Source organism: Paenibacillus sp. FSL R5-0928 (genome assembly GCF_037970385.1).
Taxonomy (GTDB): domain Bacteria; phylum Bacillota; class Bacilli; order Paenibacillales; family Paenibacillaceae; genus Paenibacillus_AQ; species Paenibacillus_AQ odorifer.
Map to the genome: position 1 here is coordinate 6,573,823 of NZ_CP150225.1, position 22,027 is coordinate 6,595,849.

13 protein-coding genes are annotated in these 22,027 nt (G+C 43.4%); 3 read left to right on the forward strand and 10 right to left on the reverse strand.

Annotation, left to right across the window (positions count from 1 at the left end):
- Positions 1-10: 10 nt before the first annotated feature.
- Positions 11-1,390: an ABC transporter permease gene (locus tag MKZ16_RS29955; RefSeq protein ID WP_244886397.1), complete on the reverse strand. Its 1,380-nt coding sequence runs from the start codon at positions 1,388-1,390 to the stop codon at positions 11-13.
- A 36-nt stretch (positions 1,391-1,426) separates the two neighbouring features.
- Positions 1,427-2,299 carry a glucose-1-phosphate thymidylyltransferase RfbA gene (gene rfbA, locus MKZ16_RS29960; RefSeq protein ID WP_038573503.1) on the reverse strand — a complete coding sequence of 291 codons (873 nt, stop codon included), beginning with the start codon at positions 2,297-2,299 and terminating at the stop codon, positions 1,427-1,429.
- Positions 2,300-2,431: 132 nt separating this feature from the next.
- On the opposite strand from rfbA, the gene MKZ16_RS29965 reads away from it, so the two are divergent.
- Positions 2,432-5,185 carry an O-antigen ligase family protein gene (locus MKZ16_RS29965; RefSeq protein WP_076107098.1) on the forward strand — a complete coding sequence of 918 codons (2,754 nt, stop codon included), beginning with the start codon at positions 2,432-2,434 and terminating at the stop codon, positions 5,183-5,185.
- Positions 5,186-5,261: 76 nt separating this feature from the next.
- Here the strand turns inward: MKZ16_RS29965 and galU are convergent, their stop codons facing one another.
- From galU to uvrB, 7 genes are all read right to left on the reverse strand, one after another.
- Positions 5,262-6,149, reverse strand: coding sequence for a UTP--glucose-1-phosphate uridylyltransferase GalU (galU, locus tag MKZ16_RS29970; RefSeq protein WP_036678633.1), 888 nt, complete (start codon positions 6,147-6,149; stop codon positions 5,262-5,264).
- 321 nt (positions 6,150-6,470) lie between these two features.
- Positions 6,471-8,993, reverse strand: a complete 2,523-nt coding sequence (locus MKZ16_RS29975; RefSeq protein WP_076107096.1) for a U32 family peptidase — start codon at positions 8,991-8,993, stop codon at positions 6,471-6,473.
- 524 nt (positions 8,994-9,517) lie between these two features.
- Entirely contained in the window at positions 9,518-11,431 is a 1,914-nt protein-coding gene (locus MKZ16_RS29980; RefSeq protein WP_076273720.1) for a stalk domain-containing protein, read from the reverse strand.
- Positions 11,432-11,458: 27 nt separating this feature from the next.
- Positions 11,459-12,520 (reverse strand): trypsin-like peptidase domain-containing protein, encoded by a 1,062-nt coding sequence (locus MKZ16_RS29985; protein ID WP_256718598.1) that lies wholly within the window; start codon positions 12,518-12,520, stop codon positions 11,459-11,461.
- Positions 12,521-12,684: 164 nt separating this feature from the next.
- Entirely contained in the window at positions 12,685-12,894 is a 210-nt protein-coding gene (locus MKZ16_RS29990; RefSeq protein ID WP_036678627.1) for a DUF2759 family protein, read from the reverse strand.
- A gap of 961 nt (positions 12,895-13,855) precedes the next feature.
- A complete protein-coding gene (gene uvrA / locus MKZ16_RS29995) occupies positions 13,856-16,729 on the reverse strand; it encodes an excinuclease ABC subunit UvrA (protein ID WP_036678625.1) in 2,874 nt (957 codons plus the stop codon).
- A 492-nt stretch (positions 16,730-17,221) separates the two neighbouring features.
- Positions 17,222-19,213: an excinuclease ABC subunit UvrB gene (uvrB, locus tag MKZ16_RS30000; RefSeq protein WP_036678623.1), complete on the reverse strand. Its 1,992-nt coding sequence runs from the start codon at positions 19,211-19,213 to the stop codon at positions 17,222-17,224.
- A 179-nt stretch (positions 19,214-19,392) separates the two neighbouring features.
- On the opposite strand from uvrB, the gene MKZ16_RS30005 reads away from it, so the two are divergent.
- On the forward strand, positions 19,393-20,175 hold the full coding sequence (locus MKZ16_RS30005) for a flagellar motor protein (RefSeq protein WP_036678620.1): 783 nt from the start codon (positions 19,393-19,395) through the stop codon (positions 20,173-20,175).
- Positions 20,172-21,002, forward strand: a complete 831-nt coding sequence (locus tag MKZ16_RS30010) for a flagellar motor protein MotB (RefSeq protein ID WP_076107091.1) — start codon at positions 20,172-20,174, stop codon at positions 21,000-21,002. The genes MKZ16_RS30005 and MKZ16_RS30010 overlap by 4 nt, the downstream gene beginning before the upstream one ends.
- 429 nt (positions 21,003-21,431) lie before the next feature.
- Here the strand turns inward: MKZ16_RS30010 and gcvH are convergent, their stop codons facing one another.
- The gene (gene gcvH / locus MKZ16_RS30015) at positions 21,432-21,824 is read right to left on the reverse strand and encodes a glycine cleavage system protein GcvH (RefSeq protein ID WP_036678614.1); all 393 of its coding nucleotides are present in this window, start codon (positions 21,822-21,824) and stop codon (positions 21,432-21,434) included.
- Positions 21,825-22,027: the final 203 nt, after the last annotated feature.

The window sequence follows — 22,027 nt, forward strand, 5'->3', positions numbered from 1 at the left end:
CTCACCTTTTCTAAAGCACATCTGCAAAATGTGGTTTCATTCTCTTCATAATTGTAATACCTATTAAGAACAATATCGATGTGAGTAACCAAAAATAAATAGATTGGTTATACCGTTCCCAGAACCATACCTTATTAATTAGAGCATCACGATATCCTTCGACAATATAATAGACAGGATTCACTTTAAGTATCCAACGATAAGAGGCCGGAAGCATAGTTGAACTCCACAAAATTGGGGTTAACCACATACCAAACTGTAATATCAAGCTAATAATTTGTCCTAAATCTTTAAAGAAGACTATGAGGGAACTCGAAATGAGCGATAAACTAAAGACAAAACAGATCGTACACAATGAGTAGTACACTACCTGTGTAGCGTACATAGAGGGATTAACACCATACAGAAGGAAGATAATAAAGGTCAGAATAACAAAAAATAAATGTACAAAGAAAGAAGATGTTATCTTCACTAAAGGAAGTAATCTAATTTGGAAAACTATTTTTTTTACTAAATAACTATACTCCATTAGGCAATTTGTCGCACTTCCCCAGGCTTCCGCAAAAAAGAACCACGGAACAATACCTGCCACTAACCATAGTATAAAAGGAACACTATGTACCGAACCCGATCTAAATCCAACTTCAAAAACAAACCAATATATCAAAACAGTAACGACTGGCTGTACGAATGCCCAAATCACACCCAAATATGAACCTGCATACTTTGTTTTAAAATCATTTACCGATAAGAAATAGAGCATCTTCTTATTGTAATACAGCTCTTGAAATAAATATTTGATATCAGAACGTAATTTCACAAAAACTAAAAAAATAATAGCAGTTAATAATGCTATACCAAAGGCAAGAAGTTGCTGAACTGTTTGATTATCTTTTATTATATTTTCTTTTATCTCGTTCGAAGGAACAAATTCAATATAAGGATCTTCTCCTAAAACTGAAACAGACAAATTTCCTTGTTCGTATTTTAAATTTTCTACTTGATTACTGTTTTTTAAATCAATATCTTTCATGTTGATTTCATAAGAGTGTAAGGGTGAGCTAATAGATATATTGCTTATAAATAAATCTCCAGGTTTTGTACCTAAATCTAATCTTAATTTTTGAACATCATCATCTAAAGGGAACTTAAGTGGTTCAAACTTTCCCACTTTATTATAATTCGCAACTACCGACTGTTCCTCATTTAACTGCTCATTATTCTTTAAAAAATACACTTGAAAATAATCTTTTTCTCCACTCTTTACAGTTAGCTCCAATTTCATTTTGTTAGATGGTTGAATAAAAAATATGAAAAAAGCGTAAAAAATAAAAAGAGATATCACTCCAACAATTCCAAATTTCGCAAGTCTTTTTTTACTAAATCTCACTATATAGTGCCCCTCTGCTAATTATATATAACAATCTCAGACATTACCTTCCGCAACATCAATTAAGTATTTTCCATAATCAGTTTTCAAAAGAGGCTCCGCCAATGCTACTAACTGTTCTTTCCCAATATAATTCATGCGAAACGCTATTTCTTCAACACAAGATATATAAAGCCCTTGTCTTTTCTGAATGGCCTCTACAAAATTCGAAGCTTGCAGTAAGGAGTCATGTGTTCCCGTATCTAGCCATGCCATACCTCTTCCCATTAGTTCAACTTTTAATTTATCCTGCTCCAGATATTTTTCAATTACAGAAGTTATCTCTAATTCCCCTCTTGCAGATGGTTCTACGTTACGCGCGATTTGCACAACATCTTTGTCGAAAAAATAGAGCCCAGGAACTGCAAAATTCGATTTAGGATTTCGTGGTTTTTCTTCAATTGAAATCACTCTCTTATCCTGATCAAACTCTACCACACCGTACGCTTTAGGGTCATTTACGTAGCAGCCAAATATTAAGGCTCCTTCTTCTAGTTTAGAGGATTCTTGCAATATCTTAGAGAAATTAAGACCATAAAAGATATTATCTCCTAATACAAGAGAAACAGCATCACCATCAATAAAATCAGCACCCAAAATGAACGCTTCCGCTAATCCATTGGGTTCACTTTGAACTTTATACATCAACTTCATTCCTAAAGCTGAACCATCTCCTAGTAAATTTTCGAAAAAAGGTAAGTCTCGAGGAGTAGATATAATTAAAACTTCCTTTATACCCGCCAACATCAAAACTGATAGCGGATAATAAATCATAGGTTTATCGTAAATCGGAAGCATCTGCTTTGATATAGCTCTTGTTAGTGGATACAACCTAGTCCCAGAACCTCCTGCTAATATTATGCCTTTCAAAATTGATCGCCTCGTTCATTAATTAGTGTTATTATTCTTTAGGAATAACTGTTACTGTTTACTAGTCTTGTAGTAAAATACTACATGTATGCTATTAATACTCATGTAATTACAGGAAAAGGAGATTATAACGTGTCGAAACCAGTATACGGTAAAAACGCCGCTCAGTCGAGAAATGTTGAAAAGATAGCAAGTCCGATTTGGGCATTAGTTGTTGGTTTTATTCTATTTTTGTGTTGGACCCCATTTCAAGTGGGATTGTTTAATGGATCGCTAGTAGATTACGAGAAGCCAATATACGTATCCGCACTATTAAGCGCACTGATGCTGCTAGTCTGTGTTGGCTTGAACTACAAAAAATTCAAGCTTGAAGAGCAGAGTGATTTAGTAGCTTGGGCAGCATTATTGCTCCCTGTGACCTATGCTCTGTCACTGTTTGTCGCAGTTTCGCATTATACGGCGATGAATATGCTGTTCATTCAGTGTACATATGCCGCAGTTTTCATTATAGCCTTTTATCTCATGAAGCAAAAGCAAGTAAATGTTGTCATTCAAAATGCTATATTAGCGATTGCGTATTTTATAGTGGGTTTTGGACTTTTAAATTGGCTAGGCAGTGGTAAATTAGCAGGAGATCTTATAGGTTGGTTCTCAAACACCGTCCGAAATGATGTCTATTTAGATGCTGTTATGACTGACTCTAACGGACTTCGTCTGACTTCGATCTTTCAGTACGCAAATACGTACGCTGCCTTCTTGATGGCCTTTCTATTTGTAGCGATATTCGCGCTTATTCGCTCTAAAAATTGGTATGGAACGTTAACACACAGCTTTATGTTGGTACCTATCATTGTTTCTATCTTACTGACGTTATCTCGTGGCGGCTTAGTCCTGCTACCTGTAGTATTCATACTCCTACTTCTATTCCTAAAACCTGCACAGCAAATCCTTTGGATTCTGCATCTAGGAGTTGCTGGTATTGCTTCGCTACTAATTACAACTCCAGTGACCAATCTGGGCTTAGAGTTAAATACAAATTTCACTTCATCCGCTGCCTTAAAGGGTTGGGGATACCTGCTGGGTGCTTCAATAGTTGTTGCCATTATCGGCTGGATGATCCAACGTTTCGTATCTCCATGGTTACATATGAAATTGGAGAAAGTGTCGTCACGTAAACGGACAGGTCTTTGGATTCCGCTCGGATCTGTCGCTCTAATTGCTATTGTAGCTTTCTTGCTTATCGGTACGAGTGCAAAAAGCATCTTACCTGACAATATGGAGACTCGCCTCGAGAACATCAATTTCCAGCAACATAGCGTACTCGAGCGGATTACTTTTTATAAGGATGCCTTGAAGGTAGTTAAGGATTATCCGATCCTCGGTGCTGGTGGAGGAGGCTGGGCCTCGCTGTATGAGCATTATCAGAACAACCCTTATACAAGCCGGCAGGTGCATAACTTCTTCTTACAATTCCTCATTGAAGTAGGTATTGTTGGATTTATCATATTTATGAGCTTCATTCTGTATATCTTCTATAAATATATTCGTGGATATGTAAAACGGGATAAAAACGAATTTGAGAATGGTTTCTTCTATCTAATTATTGCTCTATCTATTCTTGTGCACAGTCTACTTGATTTCAACATGAGTTATGCCTTTATGGGCATACTAGTTTTTATTGGCCTTGCCGGAATGGCCTCCGTTATGGATAGCAAGCCACTGCGGAAAAATTGGAATAAAGCGGGCATCCGTTTTGGATACCTCGCTGTGCTTTCTTTAGGAACCTTGTTCCTAGTGTTCTTGTCAATCAGCTATATTGGCTCCAGTAACTCTGCTTTGAAAGCTAAACAATTGAGAAGTTATAGCACTTCCTACGAAGAGCTTAGAGCCCCATTGATTGAGACTTTGAACAAACGTCCAAGTCATCCAGAATCGACAATTTATCTATCGGCCTTGGATCAGCAGGTATTTAGTCAAACACAACAGGAACAGTTCCTTGACGAGGCATACAGTGTATTAACTCGCGCACTCAAAGATGAGCCATACAACAAAAATCTTCTGCTCCAATTAGTGAGCTACTACGATCTGAAAGGTCAAAGCGACGTCGCCTTGGGTATTTACCGTGACAACGCAGATAAGTTCAACTGGGATATCGATTGGTATGATGCAATAATCAGCCGTTCCTTTGCCTTAGGTCAGCAAGCACTTAATCAAAAGGATGAGACAAAGAAACAAGAGTATTTCAATGAAGTGCAAGAAGCATATAACCACGTTCTAGCTGGGATTGAACATCTGAAGACTCTTCCACCAGAACAACTGCAAGGGCGTCCTTTCTCAGTAACGCCAACTATTGCTTTAAACGTTGGCAAAATGCAACTTTTATCCGGACAAGAGGATGCGGCGAAGACCACTCTCAAGCTTAATTCAGATGCTAATTACACGGATATTATGAACAGTGAAACTCCATGGGATATAAATTGGTACAGTTCACTCATCAGCCGTTCATTTGATTTGGGGCAGGCAGCTTATGCACAACAAGATAATCCAGATAGAATAGACAACATGAAAGCTGGCTTTGTTATTGGGCTTTTGGCCTACGATCATGTACTTGCGGATAATGATCCTTCGAAGACATTTACTCCGGATGTGACACTGAAGGTAGGGAAAATGCAATATATGTCTGGAAAGATACAAATTGCAGCCTCCATCTTAAAAACAGCCTTAAGCCAAGATTTCGCTGATGCAACCAATCGTGAGATTGCTCGTTGGTACCTTGCTGCACTGGCGAAAACTGGTGGCGAGGATCAGGCACTATACGATTCGCTGATCGCAGCTGATCCTGCGGAAGCAGCACAAGTTGAGGCCATTACAAATTCACAATTTTAATAAAAGAAAGAAACCATAAAGGCGCGCCACTGTAATAACAGCGGCGCGCCTTTTTTTTAGATTATATGAGATTTACTTATAGCCCGACCTTAGCTGCTTCGCTCTCGACAAGCTCTTTCATATAACGAAGCAAGTCATCTTTAAGCTCCTCGTGTTGAAGTGCATAATGAATGGTAGTCTGGATAAAGCCCATTTTCTCACCCACATCATGACGTTTACCTTCAAAGTCATAGGCAATAATTCGTTCAACCTCGCTTAGACGTGCTATCGCATCAGTAAGTTGGATCTCTCCACCTACACCTACCTGCTGCTCACCTAGCATATCGAAGATACGTGGAGTTAAGATGTATCGTCCTAAAATTGCTAGATTAGAAGGAGCCTCTTCTCTCTTTGGCTTTTCTACTAGACGATTAGCTTTATATACCCGTTCTGCCAAAGGCGAAGCATCTACAACACCATACCGTGATACTTCTTCCCATGGAACAGGCTGAACACCCACGATAGAAGATTTATACTCGTCATAAACATCTATCATCTGTTTGAGACAAGGTTTATTCGCTTCAACAATATCATCGCCTAGCAGGACAGCAAACGGTTCGTTTCCTATGAATTTACGTGCACACCAAATTGCATGTCCGAGACCTCTTGGTTCTTTTTGACGAATGTAGTGGATATCTGCCATTTCGGAAGATTTACGAACAGATTCAAGCAGCTCCCACTTCTGCTTCTCTGCTAAGTTAAATTCCAGTTCAAAAGAGTTATCAAAGTGGTCTTCAATCGCACGTTTACCTTTCCCTGTTACAATAATAATATCCTCGATCCCGGAAGCAACAGCTTCTTCAACAATATATTGGATCGTCGGTTTATCTACAATCGGTAGCATTTCTTTAGGCATTGCTTTAGTTGCAGGTAAAAAACGAGTGCCGAGACCTGCGGCGGGAATAATCGCTTTACGGATCTTCATCACATTAACTCCTTCTATCATATACTCTTTTCAATTACATATCTGTAAGTACCCTAAAATGGCATATTTCTTTCAATTATAGCAGTTACAGCACATTTATGTCAGAGTGTTTGTTATATTTGTATATCTATTCCAATGAAATAAGAGGGTAGGAATTATAATCAAATTGCTATTTTAAATACTTTGCTGCCCCAATAATATACTATTATTTAGTATATGCAAATTAGGATGAGGACGAGATCAAATCTAATAAAAAGGGCTAAGCAATACCAGCATCTACCTGGTAGTTACTTAGCCCTTATCTTTAACTCTTAACTCTTATTACTTCGCGTTCACCAATTGCCCACGCGTTACGCCAAGTTGGTTAGTAGCCTTTAGGCTCTTCCATACCTGCGTACCAGAGATTTCACCACGCAGAGCGCGGCTGTAGAGGCTGATTACCTCAGCCACTTGCTCTGGCGTCTCTTCCAAGAACTCCACACGGTATGAAGATACTCCTAGGTCACGGAAATTGTTCAAATACTCCGCACCAGACTGCTCAACAGCGTTATAGACGGTATTACGGCAGCCTTCATCCACACGAACTGGATGTGACATTCCAATACGGTCTTGCAAAGAAGCACGGTGCTCTTCACAAGGACGACCACAGTTCGTATAGTCAGTGCCTTCACTCATAAAGGTACAGTACACACAGTGTTCAGTATGGAACATCGGCAAATGCTGATGGATAACGACCTCCATCCGGGAAGTATCGCTGTGCTCAAGCAGATCGACCATCTGTTGAATGTTCAAGTCATAGGATGGCGTTACTATGTCACAGCCTGCCTCAAGGAACAAATCCACTGCTTTATGATTGGCGATATTCAATGAGAAATCGCCAATCAGGCGTGGATGCACAGCATCCGGTTGCTCCTGGCGGCGGCGCAGATAATAATACAACGCGCCTGTATTACGCACGAGCACAGCATCCGGCTGCAAGCGAAGAATATTCGCGTGGTAGCCGTTCTCGCCCGGCATATGAATGCGCGGCGTGGCCAGCGCTATGCTGGCCCCTGCAGCCCGTACCACATCTACCGCTGCCGGGAACTGCTTGATAAACTCGAAGTCGGCGTAGATGTTTCTCACGCCGGCCTCGAGCGCAGCCTGCACCTGCGGCAGGCTGCGGCACAGCGCGGTGAGCTCCGCTTCACCAGCGCGCTGCGGAGCGACACCCCTGCGGGTGGCGTCGCCGTAAACCTCGATCGCCCGTTTCACGTAGACGGGCGGTTTCGGGCGCTCGCCCGCAAGCAGCTCCACCGCTTGGCGGCGGATGCTGTTCAGCTCGCGCATAGGGACGATGACTTCGCCTTGCAGATGCGACTCCAACGCGTCAAGCTGGAACACGGTCCCGCCCAGGCGGCCGAATTGTTCTTCCAGCAGCGCGGTATCCATCGGACGCTTTTGCGCGGCTTCCAGCGCGAGCTCCGAGTCCACACGGACGGTAACGTTCTTCTGAATGTCCGTCCACCAAGTCGTCAGCTTCTCGCCGACGCAGCCTTGCACTCTAACATGTACCGGAAATACCCGGTACGGCTTTTCGGTTTCATAAGTCTGGCGCAGCGCCTTATCTAACGCAGGGTCATTTGTCTTCCAAATGCGGTCACCGACATTTAGACGACGAAGATCTACATCATTACGACCGGCTACGATGTCGATGATCCAACCTTCTCCGGCTTCGCCTTCCAGCTTCACACCTTTACGACGAAGGTCGTAGACACGACCGCCTTCTTCTTTTTTCGTCGGATCCCCAGCGTCAAAAACAATTCCGTCCCCACGCTTAAGCGGTGCATGAATACGGCAGACCACTCCGTCACGCAGAATTTGCTCAACAGTCCCCAAATATACACCACGGCTTTTTGGGAAAGTCCCGTCTACCAGTTTCTTATTGTTCGTTCCATCCAGGAAACCATGTGTAAACCCGCGGGAGAAGCTTTGTTGCAGCTCACGCACCTCCTCCTTCGAAGGTTTAGACAGATCGCCTTCAAAATACCGATCAATCGCTTTACGATACTTACTAACTACATTCGCTACATATTCCGGGCTTTTGAGGCGACCTTCGATTTTAAAAGAAGTCACACCCGCCTCGATCAGCTCAGGCATTAGATCAATTGCTGCCAGGTCCTTAGGAGAGAGCAAATAAGTTACGTCTCCCATAGGTTTTACCTCACCATCCACCATCAGATCATAAGGCAGGCGACAAGCCTGAGCACATTCACCGCGGTTGGCAGAACGTCCGCCCCACATTTCAGAGGTCAGACATTGACCGGAGTAGGAAACACATAAAGCACCGTGTACGAATACTTCCATCGGCAGGCGGGCTTGCTCCCCGATCGTACGAATTTGTTTCAGATTGTTCTCACGACCTAATACCACACGTTCCAAACTAAAAGGTTTAGTAAACTCGACCGCTTCCGGCGAAGTAATGGTCATCTGTGTCGATCCGTGAATCGGGAAATCCGGTGAGATTTCGCGGATCATTTTGACCAAACCTAAATCTTGTACAATTACTGCGTCCACGCCAGCATCCACGCATGCATCAATCAGTTCTTTTGCATCAGACAATTCATTTTCAAAAACCAGTATATTAAAGGTCAAAAAGCCCTTCACACCATAGCTATGCAAAAACGCCATAATTTCCGACAGCTCGTCCATGCGAAAGTTGTTCGCTCTGGCCCGTGCATTAAACTTCTCTACGCCAAAAAAGATAGCATCCGCTCCGTTTGCTACCGCTGCACGCATGCAGTCCCAATCACCTGCGGGTGCCAATAGCTCCACGTCTTCTCTGCGTATTTGTTGCTCTTTCATTTATATCCTCCCAAACCGCCATTTGACGGGTCATTTCTAGTTGATTAACTTGATAATTGTATCAAATATCACACTTGAGCGCCATGCGTTTACCAACATTTATATAGAATAAAAGTCATAATGCTGTCAGGAAGCTGACTTCTTGCTTATTGCTCTTTACTCCGTGAATGTTGTAGAACATGCAACTTTATTGCCCAATTCAGCGCTTCGACAACTAAATGTTGTACATAATGCATCATTCTCACACTCTAGTATCGACAACTGGCACAAAAAGTTGCAACATTTACAACAATTCACTAGGAATATCGTGACATACAATAGAATGTTGTATCAAATCGAATACACTAATCCACCCTTTAGTTATTCACATTATGCCCAACTAAGATAACATTGGGTCCAATCCCTTTTCCCTCTTTATACAAAAAAAGAACGCTCCAAGCCAAATCGGCAACTGGGACGTTCTTCGTCTGATTGAATTATACGCTTCTATTCGTGTGTCAGCTACGACATTGGTACTCTTTTAACTACTTGCTGCCTGTAAACCGAAACGATTGTAACGTCTTGTCTAATAGAGCCTGCTGTTCTGCAGTGGCATTGGCATCATTCAGCGTAACGGTAATCATGTAGACCACATCATTTTTACCAAACACAACCTGCTTGCTGCGAAGAGGGATACCATTTTTGATTTGATGTGCAGTTATGATCGTAGCAGGGACATCCGCAAAGGTAGACTCCACTACACTTTCTATACGAGGGCCTTTGGGATCATTATTTTTATTTTGATAAGCATCTTTGAGAACATTAACTGTATAATCTACTGAACCCTCGGATTTTGAGTTGATCTGTAGACGTCCTCCGCTGAAGCGATATTCAATCGACTGTGTCTCAAAAATATCCTGATAAGGTGTCCATAAACTTGGAATATCAATGGCATAACCGTAGGTTTTGGATACTTTGGTTAATGTCTTATTTTTGAGCGTCTTATAATCATCACTAGCGAGTCGCCCGAAGTTCTCCTTCAGCAGATCAAAATCAATGTCAATAGAGGATATGATGGCTTTGAATTTTGCCTTATCGTCATCTTGCCCAGCAGCTGTTACATATTCAAAATAATAACGATACCCATTTTTGAGTATGAGAGCTTGATATTCTGTAGTAACACCGTTTCCGTAATTTAGCTGTAGCTCATTAATTTGTGCGGATACGCCCGAGATCTCCGACTTGTTGCTGTCTTTCAGAATATAAGCATCCGCTACAAAGTTTTCTTTAGTTTTCATTTTCAGATCTTCAGCCCAGCTCTCTAGTGTAGAACCAGCAGGTGCCGAGGTAACTGCCACACTCAGATGACTTCCCTGCTTACTCTCGTAATAGAGATGCTGGTCATCCTTACTCCAATCTGCGGGAACCTGTAGCGAAATCCCATAGTCCTCATTGTACGCGTCACGCAATCCATTTTTGACCGTAGAAAGATCACGGATTTTTTTGTTTTTAGTATCAAAAGAAGGCTGGAAAGAGTTAAGTAATCCTGTGTATTTAGCAAAATCTTTATAATTAACTGCTTTGTTATCCGTCAAATAAATCTCGTAGAGTCGACCTTCAGCATATAACAGTCTACTTTCCCAGAGCGCTCCACTGGAATCTTTACTGATCAATCTAGCATAAGGTATCGCGGCTTTGGGGAACGACTCCCGATCCAATATCAACTCCCCACCTGCCTCGACCTCCCGAACCAGCTGTTCCAGCAGCCCTTCCGCATCTACCGCAACCGCCTGGTCACTTACATGAATCTCCACATAATATAGATTGTCCGCACTTGAAAAGGTAGCCACACTTTCATCCCCACCGCTATTTCCAGCGATCAGCCCAGAGGGATAATTCAGTGTCCATTGAAAATAGCTGTTTCCAATTTGAGTCTTACCAACATCGCTGTCAATCCCAGTATCCTCTGGCGTATCTTCTTCGTTGTCTACAGGAACTAGGGTAACCATAAGCTCACCCCCACTCCCTTGAGTAAGGGTCGCACCTAACACATCAGCCATAAAACGTAGCGGTACCATCAGCACATCTGAAACCATCCGGGGCGCTGAGCCCAGTTTAACTTTGATTCCATCCTTCCAAGCGATATCACTCCCAATCGTCATCACCCCTGAATGAGTACCGTAGGTTACTTTTACAACATCGTTCTGCTCTAAGGAAACATTGCTGCCAAACGTCTTTTTAAAAACCCCAAGCGGGACCATAACCGTTCCGTTCTCCCTATAAGGCCGCTCAATAGCCACCTTCTTACCATTCACCGTAGCTGAAGTACTACCAACTTTTAGACTCAGCTGTTGCTTGTCTCCTTCTGAAGCTAATGCTGTTTGTATGGGTAATATAGAAAATAGCAGTAATACGGCCAACATCGCACAAAATCCTTGCTTTAAAATTTTTAAGCCCATTTACCGTCCCCCTCTCCAGTTTGCTGATCACTCTTCCGCGTGCTCGTCCCCATCCGTTTCATAATCATCTCCGCTTAACAACGGATCACCTTGAGTGAGCACGAGTTTACGGACGACGATATCCCCATCGCTTTGCATAACCAGCCGCACAGTTGCTCCCGGCAGGTAGCTTTTGAACAATTCATTAATATCAACTAGTGAGACCACACGATGCCCGTCGATGCTATATAAGACGTCCTCTTCAGCAATCCCTGACTTGAGTGCTTCTGAAGACACCACCTTCGTGACGGACAGCGGGTCCAGCGTTGGCAATCCCACAACCGTAGACCAGCTTGCCTCCAGCTCTAGCCCCAGACTCGGATGCTGGACCTCACCATATTTTAAAAGCTGGTTCATAATATACTGCACAGTATTCGCTGGAATCGAAAACCCCATATTTTCCACACCCACCGCTGAGTATTTCAGGCTGTTGATTCCCAGCACCTCACCTTTCATATTTACTAGCGGCCCTCCGCTATTTCCGGGATTAATCGCTGTGTCACTCTGGATAAGACGATAAGCCGCATCTACCTCACGGTTAAGACCACTTATAACGCCTACAGTCGCTGAATTTCGTAGAGAAAAGCTAATCGGTGTTCCGATAGCAATAACCTTCTCCCCAACCACTGTTTTGCTATTCGCTGGTATAAACTTGGCGGGCTTTAAATGGGTGGCATTGATTTTGATCAGCGCCAGATCACTAACTTCATCCAGATATGTTTCTTTAACGCTGTAGGTTTTGGAGTCCGAAGTGACTACTATGGCATTTTGCAGATCCTTGATTACATGAGCATTGGTTATAATCCATCCGTTCGATTTCACAATGATGCCGGAGCCATGCGTCAGATTGTACCGATCATCCAGGCCACTATTCCCGCCACTCTCATCTTTGCCGATAATGCCCACAACAGAAGGAGTGATACTTTTAATAATTCCAGGTATCGGATCTTCTGCCGCTGCTTTACTAACCACCTTACTAGTACTATCAAAAGCAAACACCGACTGACTCCATACTCCCGACAGCACTACGCCGCACAGTAATAGACCCAATCCTTTCCTCACCAGCTTCTCCCCAATACTCCTCATTCCTCACCAGACCCTCTCTTTGCAAATGGATAAATTTAACATTATATAATTTGAAAAAAGACGCCTTCAATGCGCCCATGGCGTTAAAGGAGTCTTTTGGTGCAAAGCTGTTCAATTTAGTTCTTTCATTAACTTAACCAATGCATCACCATGGCATAGTCAGAGATCACAAAAACCAGCAAGCTAACGGCTCCAAAACCAATGGCAAATTTGTTCTTCTGGGGAGCTTTCAATAGTCGAACAACCCCGACCAAAATCAAGATGGTAAATAAAATCATAAACACATCAAAGGTATGAAATTTAGACGGTCCTTGCGCGGCAACTTCTGCAAGCAGCATAACCTTACCTCCTCAAAAATGTTGTCAAGCAAGATCCAGTAATCCCCATATCACCTTCTATGTTATCGCTACCATTTGGGCGATGCAATAGGTTTTGTAGAAAAATTATGTATTTGTCGCAAAAAATATATTTTATCCCTGCAAAATCCGTAATATTGATGAGATTAATCACTGACAATTGGGTGCAACATAGTGAAAAAGTGCTGTGAGCCCAATCATCTCTTTCGTCGTGAAGGTTACAATAGAAAGTCCGTTAACTGCTTTAGAGATGAAATAAATTGAGCAGTGAATTGAAATTTAGAACTTAGAACTTAGAACTTAACATTCCGGGCTCTAAATTTAGGTTTTTAATGAATTAGGGAAATTCTCCCTAAAATTGTCCGATTAACAGTTCATTTTGTGGTTATCAGGGAATTCCTCCCTAAAAATCATTAGAAAACCGGGTATATGAGTAAATTCACCCGATAATTGGGGAGGTTTTCCCGGATTTCACCTTATATGATCTAAAAACTCGGATTTTCAGGGAAGTTTTCCCTAATCTAACAAACAGTTATTTGATAGAGTGATATGATGATTAATTATTCGGTTTTCAAGGAACTTTTGGCCCTAACGTTAATCAATTACTTGTTAACCCTATCAACAGAATACTCCTCATTGAATCTTACTACGAACATGTCCTACATATGCCTACCTTGCCTATTATTAAATCCATTTTTTCTATAGAATTCGTATAACTTTTGCTAGAAATATCACATCATATATCTATGAGCCATCTTTCGCACAATTACCAGATAATCCCACAACGCCTTAAGTCGCTTTGACTCCATTCTAGAGGACGAGGTTAGCTATTAGCTGTTAGTTGTCAGATGTTTCCCTTCAAGAAATTATTGCTTACAACCTACAATAAAAGCCCCGGCAAGATACCGAGGCCTTATTATACATAGGTTATATTACTTACTGTTTATTTGGTTTCCGCCGTCTCAAGCATAAGCGCTTCGGTCCGCTCTGTATCACGAATCAGAACCGGCTTCAGATATTTACCTGTGTAAGACTCTGTGACAGTAATGATCTTCTCCGGTGTTCCTGTTGCCAGGACGGTACCACCGCCGCTACCACCTTCCGGTCCCATATCGATGATATAATCCGCAGTCTTGATTACATCCAGATTATGTTCAATAACAAGAACCGATTCTCCGGAATCCACCAAACGATGCAATACCTCAAGCAGACGACCAATGTCATCTACATGCAGACCTGTCGTAGGCTCATCCAAAATATAAAGTGTTTTACCCGTGCTGCGACGGTAGAGCTCAGAAGCCAATTTTACCCGCTGTGCTTCACCACCGGATAAAGTGGTTCCCGGTTGACCAATCTTAATATAACCAAGTCCTACATCCATCAGTGTTTGCATTTTACGATGGATACGCGGGATATTTACAAAAAACTCTGTTGCGTCCTCTACCGTCATCTCTAACACATCTGAAATGTTTTTGCCTTTATATTTCACTTCTAGTGTTTCCCGGTTATACCGTTTGCCTTTACATACTTCGCAAGGGACGTATACGTCCGGCAAGAAGTGCATCTCAATCTTAATGATCCCGTCTCCACGGCAAGCTTCACAACGTCCGCCTTTTACGTTAAAGCTGAAGCGTCCCTTTTGGAAACCACGTACCTTAGCCTCATTTGTCTTGGAGAATAGGTCACGGATGTCATCGAATACACCTGTATAAGTTGCTGGGTTGGAGCGCGGTGTCCGCCCGATTGGCGACTGATCGATTTCAATAACCTTATCGAGATTTTCTAGTCCACGAATTTCTTTATGCTGACCAGGACGCACCTTCACAGCCTTATTCAGCTGCCGTGCTAAACTCTTGTAAAGAATCTCGTTGATAAGCGAGGATTTACCGGAACCCGATACACCTGTCACCGCTGTAAATACACCTAATGGAATCTTCACATTCACATTTTTCAGGTTATTCTCTTTAGCACCACGTATTTCTACCCATCGATCATCGGTAGGACGGCGTTTAGCGGTAACCGGAATAAATTTACGTCCACTTAAATATTCACCCGTTAATGAATTTGGATCTTTCATAATCTCTTCTGGCGTCCCTTGAGCCATAACTTGTCCACCATGAATACCTGCGCCCGGACCAATATCAATAATATAATCCGCTGCCATCATCGTATCTTCGTCATGCTCTACAACAATCAGCGTGTTGCCTAAATCACGCATATGCGCAAGCGTAGAGATCAGGCGATCATTGTCCCGTTGATGCAAGCCAATACTTGGCTCATCCAGAATGTACAATACACCCATGAGACTTGAACCGATCTGAGTAGCCAACCGAATACGCTGCGCCTCACCACCGGAAAGCGAACCCGCTGCACGGCTAAGCGTCAAATAATCCAAGCCTACATTCACAAGGAATCCAAGCCGATTGCAGATCTCTTTTAGAATGAGGTTGGCGATGGCTGTTTCTTTTTCGCTCAATTTTATCTCTTCAAACCAATGCTGGCAGTCTCCTATTGAAAGGTCCGTAACATCAGAAATATTATGATCATTGATAGTCACAGCTAATATTTCTTTTTTCAGACGTTTACCTTTACATACATGACATGGCTTAGCACTCATAAACCCTTCGATAAATTCACGAATACCATCCGAAGCAGTTTCACGGTAACGCCGCTCGAGGTTAGGTATAATCCCTTCAAAAGCAACCATCGCATCTTTCTTTTGACCGAAATCATTTTCATAACGGAAGCGGACCTTCTCACTGCCTGTACCGTTCAGTAATTTATTCATATGATCAGGTGTCAGACTGCTTACCGGAACGTTCTGTGGAATTTTAAAGTGTTCACAAACCGACTTTAGGAATTGCGGATAGTAATTAGAAGTACTTCCAGTCCAAGCTAAAAAAGCACCTTCTTCGATGGATTTCTCAGCATCAGGAATAAGCAGGTCTGGATCGACCACCATCTTCATGCCAAGTCCATCACACTCTGTACAAGCTCCAAACGGACTGTTGAAAGAGAACATCCGTGGTGCCAACTCTTCAATACTAAAACCACAAATTGGACAAGCAAAGTTAGAGCTGAAAAGCAGCTCTTCCTGGCCGATGATATCCACAAGGATTTTACCGCCCGAAAGCTTAAGCGCCGTCTCCAGTGAATCCGTCAGCCGGGTCTCCACATCGTCTTTAACAACGATCCGGTCTACCACAACTTCTATTGTATGTTTTTTATTCTTTTCTAGTTCAATATCCTCAGACAGATCTCTTAGTTCCCCGTCCACACGCACACGTACGAAGCCTTGCTTAGAGATATCTGTGAAGAGTCCTTTATGCTCACCTTTACGTCCTGAAATGATTGGCGCCAGGATCTGCAACCGAGTTTTCTCGGGATACTGCATAATCCGGTCTACCATCTGTTCAACGGTCTGGGAGGTAATCTCAATACCATGCTCTGGGCAATGGGGATGACCAATACGTGCAAAGAGCAACCGCAAATAGTCATAAATCTCCGTAACTGTACCTACCGTGGAGCGTGGGTTCCGGCTTGTTGTCTTCTGATCTATAGATATCGCCGGGGACAAACCATCAATTGAATCCACATCTGGTTTCTCCATTTGTCCCAAAAACTGACGTGCATAAGCTGACAAAGATTCAACATAACGCCGTTGTCCTTCAGCATAAATCGTATCAAATGCAAGCGATGATTTACCTGAGCCGCTCAGTCCCGTCAGCACGACGAAACGGTCACGTGGAATCGTCACATCGATGTTTTTGAGATTGTGCGCCCTCGCGCCTTTAATTACAATATTTTCGTTCGCCAACGGAACCTCTCCTTTAAAAAACTATTTCAACTTTATTTCAAAATATTCTCAAAGCCTTTTCAAAGCCTTTCGATCCCTCCCAAACCCTCCCTTCCAAGGGAGGGCCCCAAGGGTTGCACCCTCTGGACACCCGCATTTTCTGGAGAAGGAGTATGGTGGGACGTAACTTAGTGACTATAATGCTCAGAGCGCTTATCCCTACGGGACCACTTGGACGTTACCGCACTAACTAAAGACAGGTACATGCAACTGTCATAGACGTTGCATGGTGCTGTCCCTGCGGGATACGCATAAGTACCAAGTACATTGCCTGGTGCTGTCCCTACGGGATACGCGTAAGTGCCAAGTACATTGCGGGCGCTGTCCCTGCGGGATACGTTTAAGTGCCATAAACATTACTGGATACGCGACCCTCTATTGATTCAAAAAGAACGGTCTAGGACAGCACCGTTCAATACCTATTTTAAATATCGGTGATGCATTGATGGTTTATTACTCAGCCCGAAGCTCCAGCAATGCGTCACGCAGCTCTGCCGCACGTTCGAATTGCAGGTTCTTGGCAGCGTCCTTCATTTCAGCTTCCAGACGCTGGATCAGACTTTGTTTTTCTTTCTTATTCATCTTGCCACCCACACCTGTGAGATAATCGGCTTTAGACTCAGCAACCTTCGTCGCCTCGATGATGTCACGCACTTTTTTATTAATGGTGGTTGGGGTAATGCCATGTTTCTCATTATGAGCAATCTGAATGGCGCGACGGCGCGATGTTTCGCTCATCGCTTTCTCCATCGAATCAGTGATCCGATCACCATACATGATTACACGACCCTCAGAGTTACGAGCCGCACGGCCAATCGTCTGAATTAGTGAACGTTCGGAACGAAGGAACCCTTCTTTATCGGCATCGAGAATTGCAACTAAAGATACCTCCGGTAAGTCGAGACCTTCTCTCAGGAGGTTAATCCCTACCAGGACATGGAACGTACCGAGACGAAGATCCCGCAAGATCGCCATCCGTTCCAGTGTTTTGATGTCAGAGTGCATATAACGAACCTTAATACCGATTTCCTTAAAGTAGTCTGTCAGATCCTCCGACATCTTCTTCGTCAAAGTGGTAACGAGTACACGTTCATCACGTTCGACCCGGTCACGGATTTCGCTAATCAGATCATCGATCTGGCCTTCTGTAGGACGAACCTCAATGATTGGATCCAATAGCCCAGTCGGACGGATAATCTGCTGCACCATAGTTTCGCAGTGTTCCATTTCATAAGGTCCAGGTGTCGCAGAAACGTAAATGATCTGGTTCACTTTATCTTCGAACTCTTCGAACTGAAGCGGACGGTTATCCAGCGCAGAAGGCAGACGGAAACCATGCTCTACCAACACTGTCTTACGCGCCCGGTCACCGTTATACATCGCCCGAATTTGCGGAAGGGTAACATGGGATTCATCTACGACAATTAACATATCATCAGGAAAATAATCCATTAACGTATATGGAGTTGCTCCTGGCTCCCTGAAGGTTAGTGGCCCGGAATAGTTCTCAATCCCCGAACAGAAACCCACTTCCTTCATCATCTCAATGTCGTAACGTGTCCGTTGTTCCAGACGTTGCGCTTCCAGAAGCTTGCCTGCGTCACGAAGCACGGTCAGCCGCTCTTCCAGCTCCCGTTCAATATTGACTATTGCTACACGCATCGTTTCTTCCTTGGTAACAAAGTGAGAAGCCGGAAAAATGGCGACATGGTCGCGTTCACCGATCAATTCACCCGTTAAAACATCAATTTCAGTGATCCGCTCAATCTCATCGCCAAACAATTCAACGCGAATCGCATGTTCACCCTGAGATGCCGGGAAGATTTCAACCACATCACCACGTACACGGAATGTTCCGCGTACAAAATTGATATCATTGCGCTGGTATTGAATATCCACCAGTCTGCTCAGAATCTCATTGCGCGGCTTCTCCATCCCAACCCGCAAGGACAACAGCAAGCTTCCGTATTCCATTGGTGAACCGAGACCGTAAATACAAGACACACTCGCTACAATAATAACGTCACGCCGTTCGAACAAGGAGCTTGTCGCGGAGTGGCGAAGTTTATCAATCTCTTCGTTAATGCTGGAATCTTTCTCAATATAAGTATCGGAGGAGGGAATGTACGCCTCTGGTTGGTAATAGTCGTAGTAGCTGACGAAATAGTCTACCGAATTATTCGGGAAAAACTCCTTAAACTCACTTGCCAGCTGGGCAGCCAGTGTCTTGTTATGCGCAATAACCAGCGTGGGGCGATTTAATTTGGAAATAACTTGCGCGACAGTAAAGGTCTTCCCTGTACCTGTCGCTCCCAGCAGCGTCTGGTGCTTCTTACCCTGCCGGATGCCTTGTAGTAATTCATCTATGGCATGAGGCTGATCGCCCTGGGGTGTATACTCGGACTCCAATTCAAAAGTCTTCGTACTGACGACAATATCACTCATTTGCCCGTCTCCCCTCTATCGTCTAAACTAGATTAATATATTATAATTGTTGTCTGAATCTTCTCTCTCCATACGATAGTAAAAAATATGGAAGATAAGAATATGTGTTCCCGTTCATTATACAGTGTTGCTTAGATCGATGCAAACCATAATACACAGAAATGTTAGGAGCTTGAAGCATGGATATTACCGCAATAATCGGCCTAGTGGCCGGACTGGCTGCGCTAATCGGCGGCTACCTCTGGGAAGGCGGAAGCCTTTCCGGACTGCTGCAGCTTAATGCAGCTTTGATTGTATTTGGAGGTACGATTGCCGCCGTAATGATCAGCTTCCCGGCAGCTAAGCTACGCTCCATTCCCACCGCTCTGCGCATGGCTTTTGGCCGCAATCCTGAACGTGATGAAGAGAAGGCAGAAGAGCTTATCGCAATGGCCACAGTGGCCCGCCGCGGCGGCGTTTTAATGCTCGAAAAACAAGCGGAAGCACATCCCGATTCCTTTACGCGCGAAGGACTGTTGCTTATCGTCGATGGCACTGACCCTGAGCAGGTAAGACAGATTTTGGAATTGGAAATGGATGCGAAAGAATTGAAGCATGAAAGCTACGCCAAGATTTTTGAAGCCGCTGGCGGATATGCTCCAACGATGGGGATCATCGGTACAGTTATGGGACTCATTAGGGTACTGGGCAACCTTACAGACCCATCAAATCTAGGTACCTCTATCGCAGTAGCGTTCACTGCAACACTGTACGGAGTAGCCATCGCTAATCTAATATTTTTACCCATTGCTTCCAAAATCAAATCCCGCAGCCAAAGTGAGCTGCATAGCATGGAGATGCTGCTAGTAGGCATTCTTTCTCTACAAAACGGGGATCATCCGCTGCTGGTGCGTAAAAAACTGAACTCCTTCATTTCAGATACCACCACAGATGACCGTGCAGAAGCAAGAGGTTTTATATGAGACAAAGAGACCGGCGCAAACGGCGGGTAGAGAATCGAGAAAGCCGTGATCGTTGGATGATTACTTACGCAGATCTAATTACGCTTTTACTTATATTTTTCGTTATATTGTATGCGATGAGCAGCCTGGACACTGACAAATACAATATCGTAACCGGCTCTTTATCCCAGACTTTCAAGTCGAGCAGCACTGTTCTTGAAGGCGGAGATGGTATTTTAGATGCTGGAAAGACCCCTGACAACAAACCAGAGAGTACAGATGGGAATGCGAACGCAACTGCAAAACCAAATGACGGTTCTGATAAACAAACGGAGAATGAAACACCTTCAGCACGGGAGTTGGCTTTTCGAGAACAAGAGGCGAAGCTTGCTGAGTTAATGGGTGTGATCACCCACTATGTGGAGGAGAATAATCTCGGTGAACAAATATTTGTAGCCGACAAACCGCAGGGCATAGAAATCACGCTCAGCGACCGTTTTCTTTTTGATGTGGGTAAAGCAGATGTGAAGTCACCAGCCCTTCCTGCTCTTCAGCAGTTGTCTGGCTTATTCAAAGATATCGGGGCAACGATCAGCATTGAAGGACATACGGATAATACACCAGTGTCATCAGCTTCACGTTATAACGACAATTGGGAGCTATCGGGTGCTCGTGCGCTTTCTGTGCTGCGCTTTTTCTTAGATAATGAAGGACTGAACCCGGACACTTTTCAATATGCAGGTTATGCCGATACCCGACCAACAGCAGATAATACTACGGTAGCAGGCAAACAGAAAAATCGACGCGTAGAGATCATTGTCCTTCGACAGCTTCAAGAGGTGGAATAAAAATATAGTTGTTTGTGCTCAGAGCTAAGTTCGGCGGCTAAGGCCATTTCAATTGCCACATTGACCAATAATGGGGTTTCACCTAATTTAATTCGGGAAAACCTCCCTGATTTTTCACCTAATATCGTATCCAATCGCGGAATGAGGGAATTTCTCCCTGATTATTACTCTTTTTAGTCTGATATAGTGGTTTTACCGAGATAATTAGGGAGGAATTCCCTAAAATCCTAACTCTCACGCTATAATCGTCTAAAATGAGGGAGGTTTTCCCTAATTCCATACTCCACTAGACCCTCAAACCATTCGATTGAGTTTACGAATACTCGCACAATCTACATAAGAAACACAAACAGCAAGTCCCCAAATCACAGAAACTTGCTGCTAAAAACATCACACTTGATCAGACTATTTCCCGTCCCCAATTTCCAATTATTCAGCAACTAACGCGCTATAACCGGCTGCATCTAACAGACCTTTTACAGCATCAGCATATTCTCCATCAACTTCAATCTCAAAAATCCAACCCCCGCCATATGGCTGATCATTGATAAGCTCCGGACTAGCTTCTAATCCATCATTCACCTTGGTAACCGTCCCAGAGACGGGCGAATACAATTCCGATACCGTCTTAACGGATTCGATACTGCCTACGCTGTCACCGGCCGAAATGGTTGATCCTACCTCAGGAAACTCAACAAATACGATGTCGCCTAATAAATGCTGAGCATGGTCCGTAATCCCAACACGTACTACTCGTCCTTCTACTTGCTGTGCCCATTCATGCTCTTCGCTGTAAAGAAGGTTGTCTAATACTTCACTCATTTCAAGCCGCCTCATTTCCAATTTGGAGTTCTAAATTTAGTTATAGCCTAAGTTATCCCGGCTCACAATGTCAATATTACTAACAGGAAATTTAAATTTGTCATTTTTTCGACGTTTTCTTGTTGACAGCGCCCGACTATACCCGTTTAATGGAGACATACAAGAAGAAACGACGTTGTCGTCTTTTTATAGACAATAACCGT

What these genes read in the sequence shown, in the direction of transcription:
- uvrB (WP_036678623.1), bottom strand. Translation starts at nt 19,213, where the DNA reads ATGAGTGATATTGTCGTCAGTACGAAGACTTTTGAATTGGAGTCCGAG.
- MKZ16_RS30010 (WP_076107091.1), top strand. Translation starts at nt 20,172, where the DNA reads ATGAGACAAAGAGACCGGCGCAAACGGCGGGTAGAGAATCGAGAAAGC.
- gcvH (WP_036678614.1), bottom strand. Translation starts at nt 21,824, where the DNA reads ATGAGTGAAGTATTAGACAACCTTCTTTACAGCGAAGAGCATGAATGG.
- galU (WP_036678633.1), bottom strand. Translation starts at nt 6,149, where the DNA reads ATGAAGATCCGTAAAGCGATTATTCCCGCCGCAGGTCTCGGCACTCGT.
- MKZ16_RS30005 (WP_036678620.1), top strand. Translation starts at nt 19,393, where the DNA reads ATGGATATTACCGCAATAATCGGCCTAGTGGCCGGACTGGCTGCGCTA.
- MKZ16_RS29980 (WP_076273720.1), bottom strand. Translation starts at nt 11,431, where the DNA reads ATGGGCTTAAAAATTTTAAAGCAAGGATTTTGTGCGATGTTGGCCGTA.
- MKZ16_RS29975 (WP_076107096.1), bottom strand. Translation starts at nt 8,993, where the DNA reads ATGAAAGAGCAACAAATACGCAGAGAAGACGTGGAGCTATTGGCACCC.
- MKZ16_RS29990 (WP_036678627.1), bottom strand. Translation starts at nt 12,894, where the DNA reads ATGCTGCTTGCAGAAGTTGCCGCGCAAGGACCGTCTAAATTTCATACC.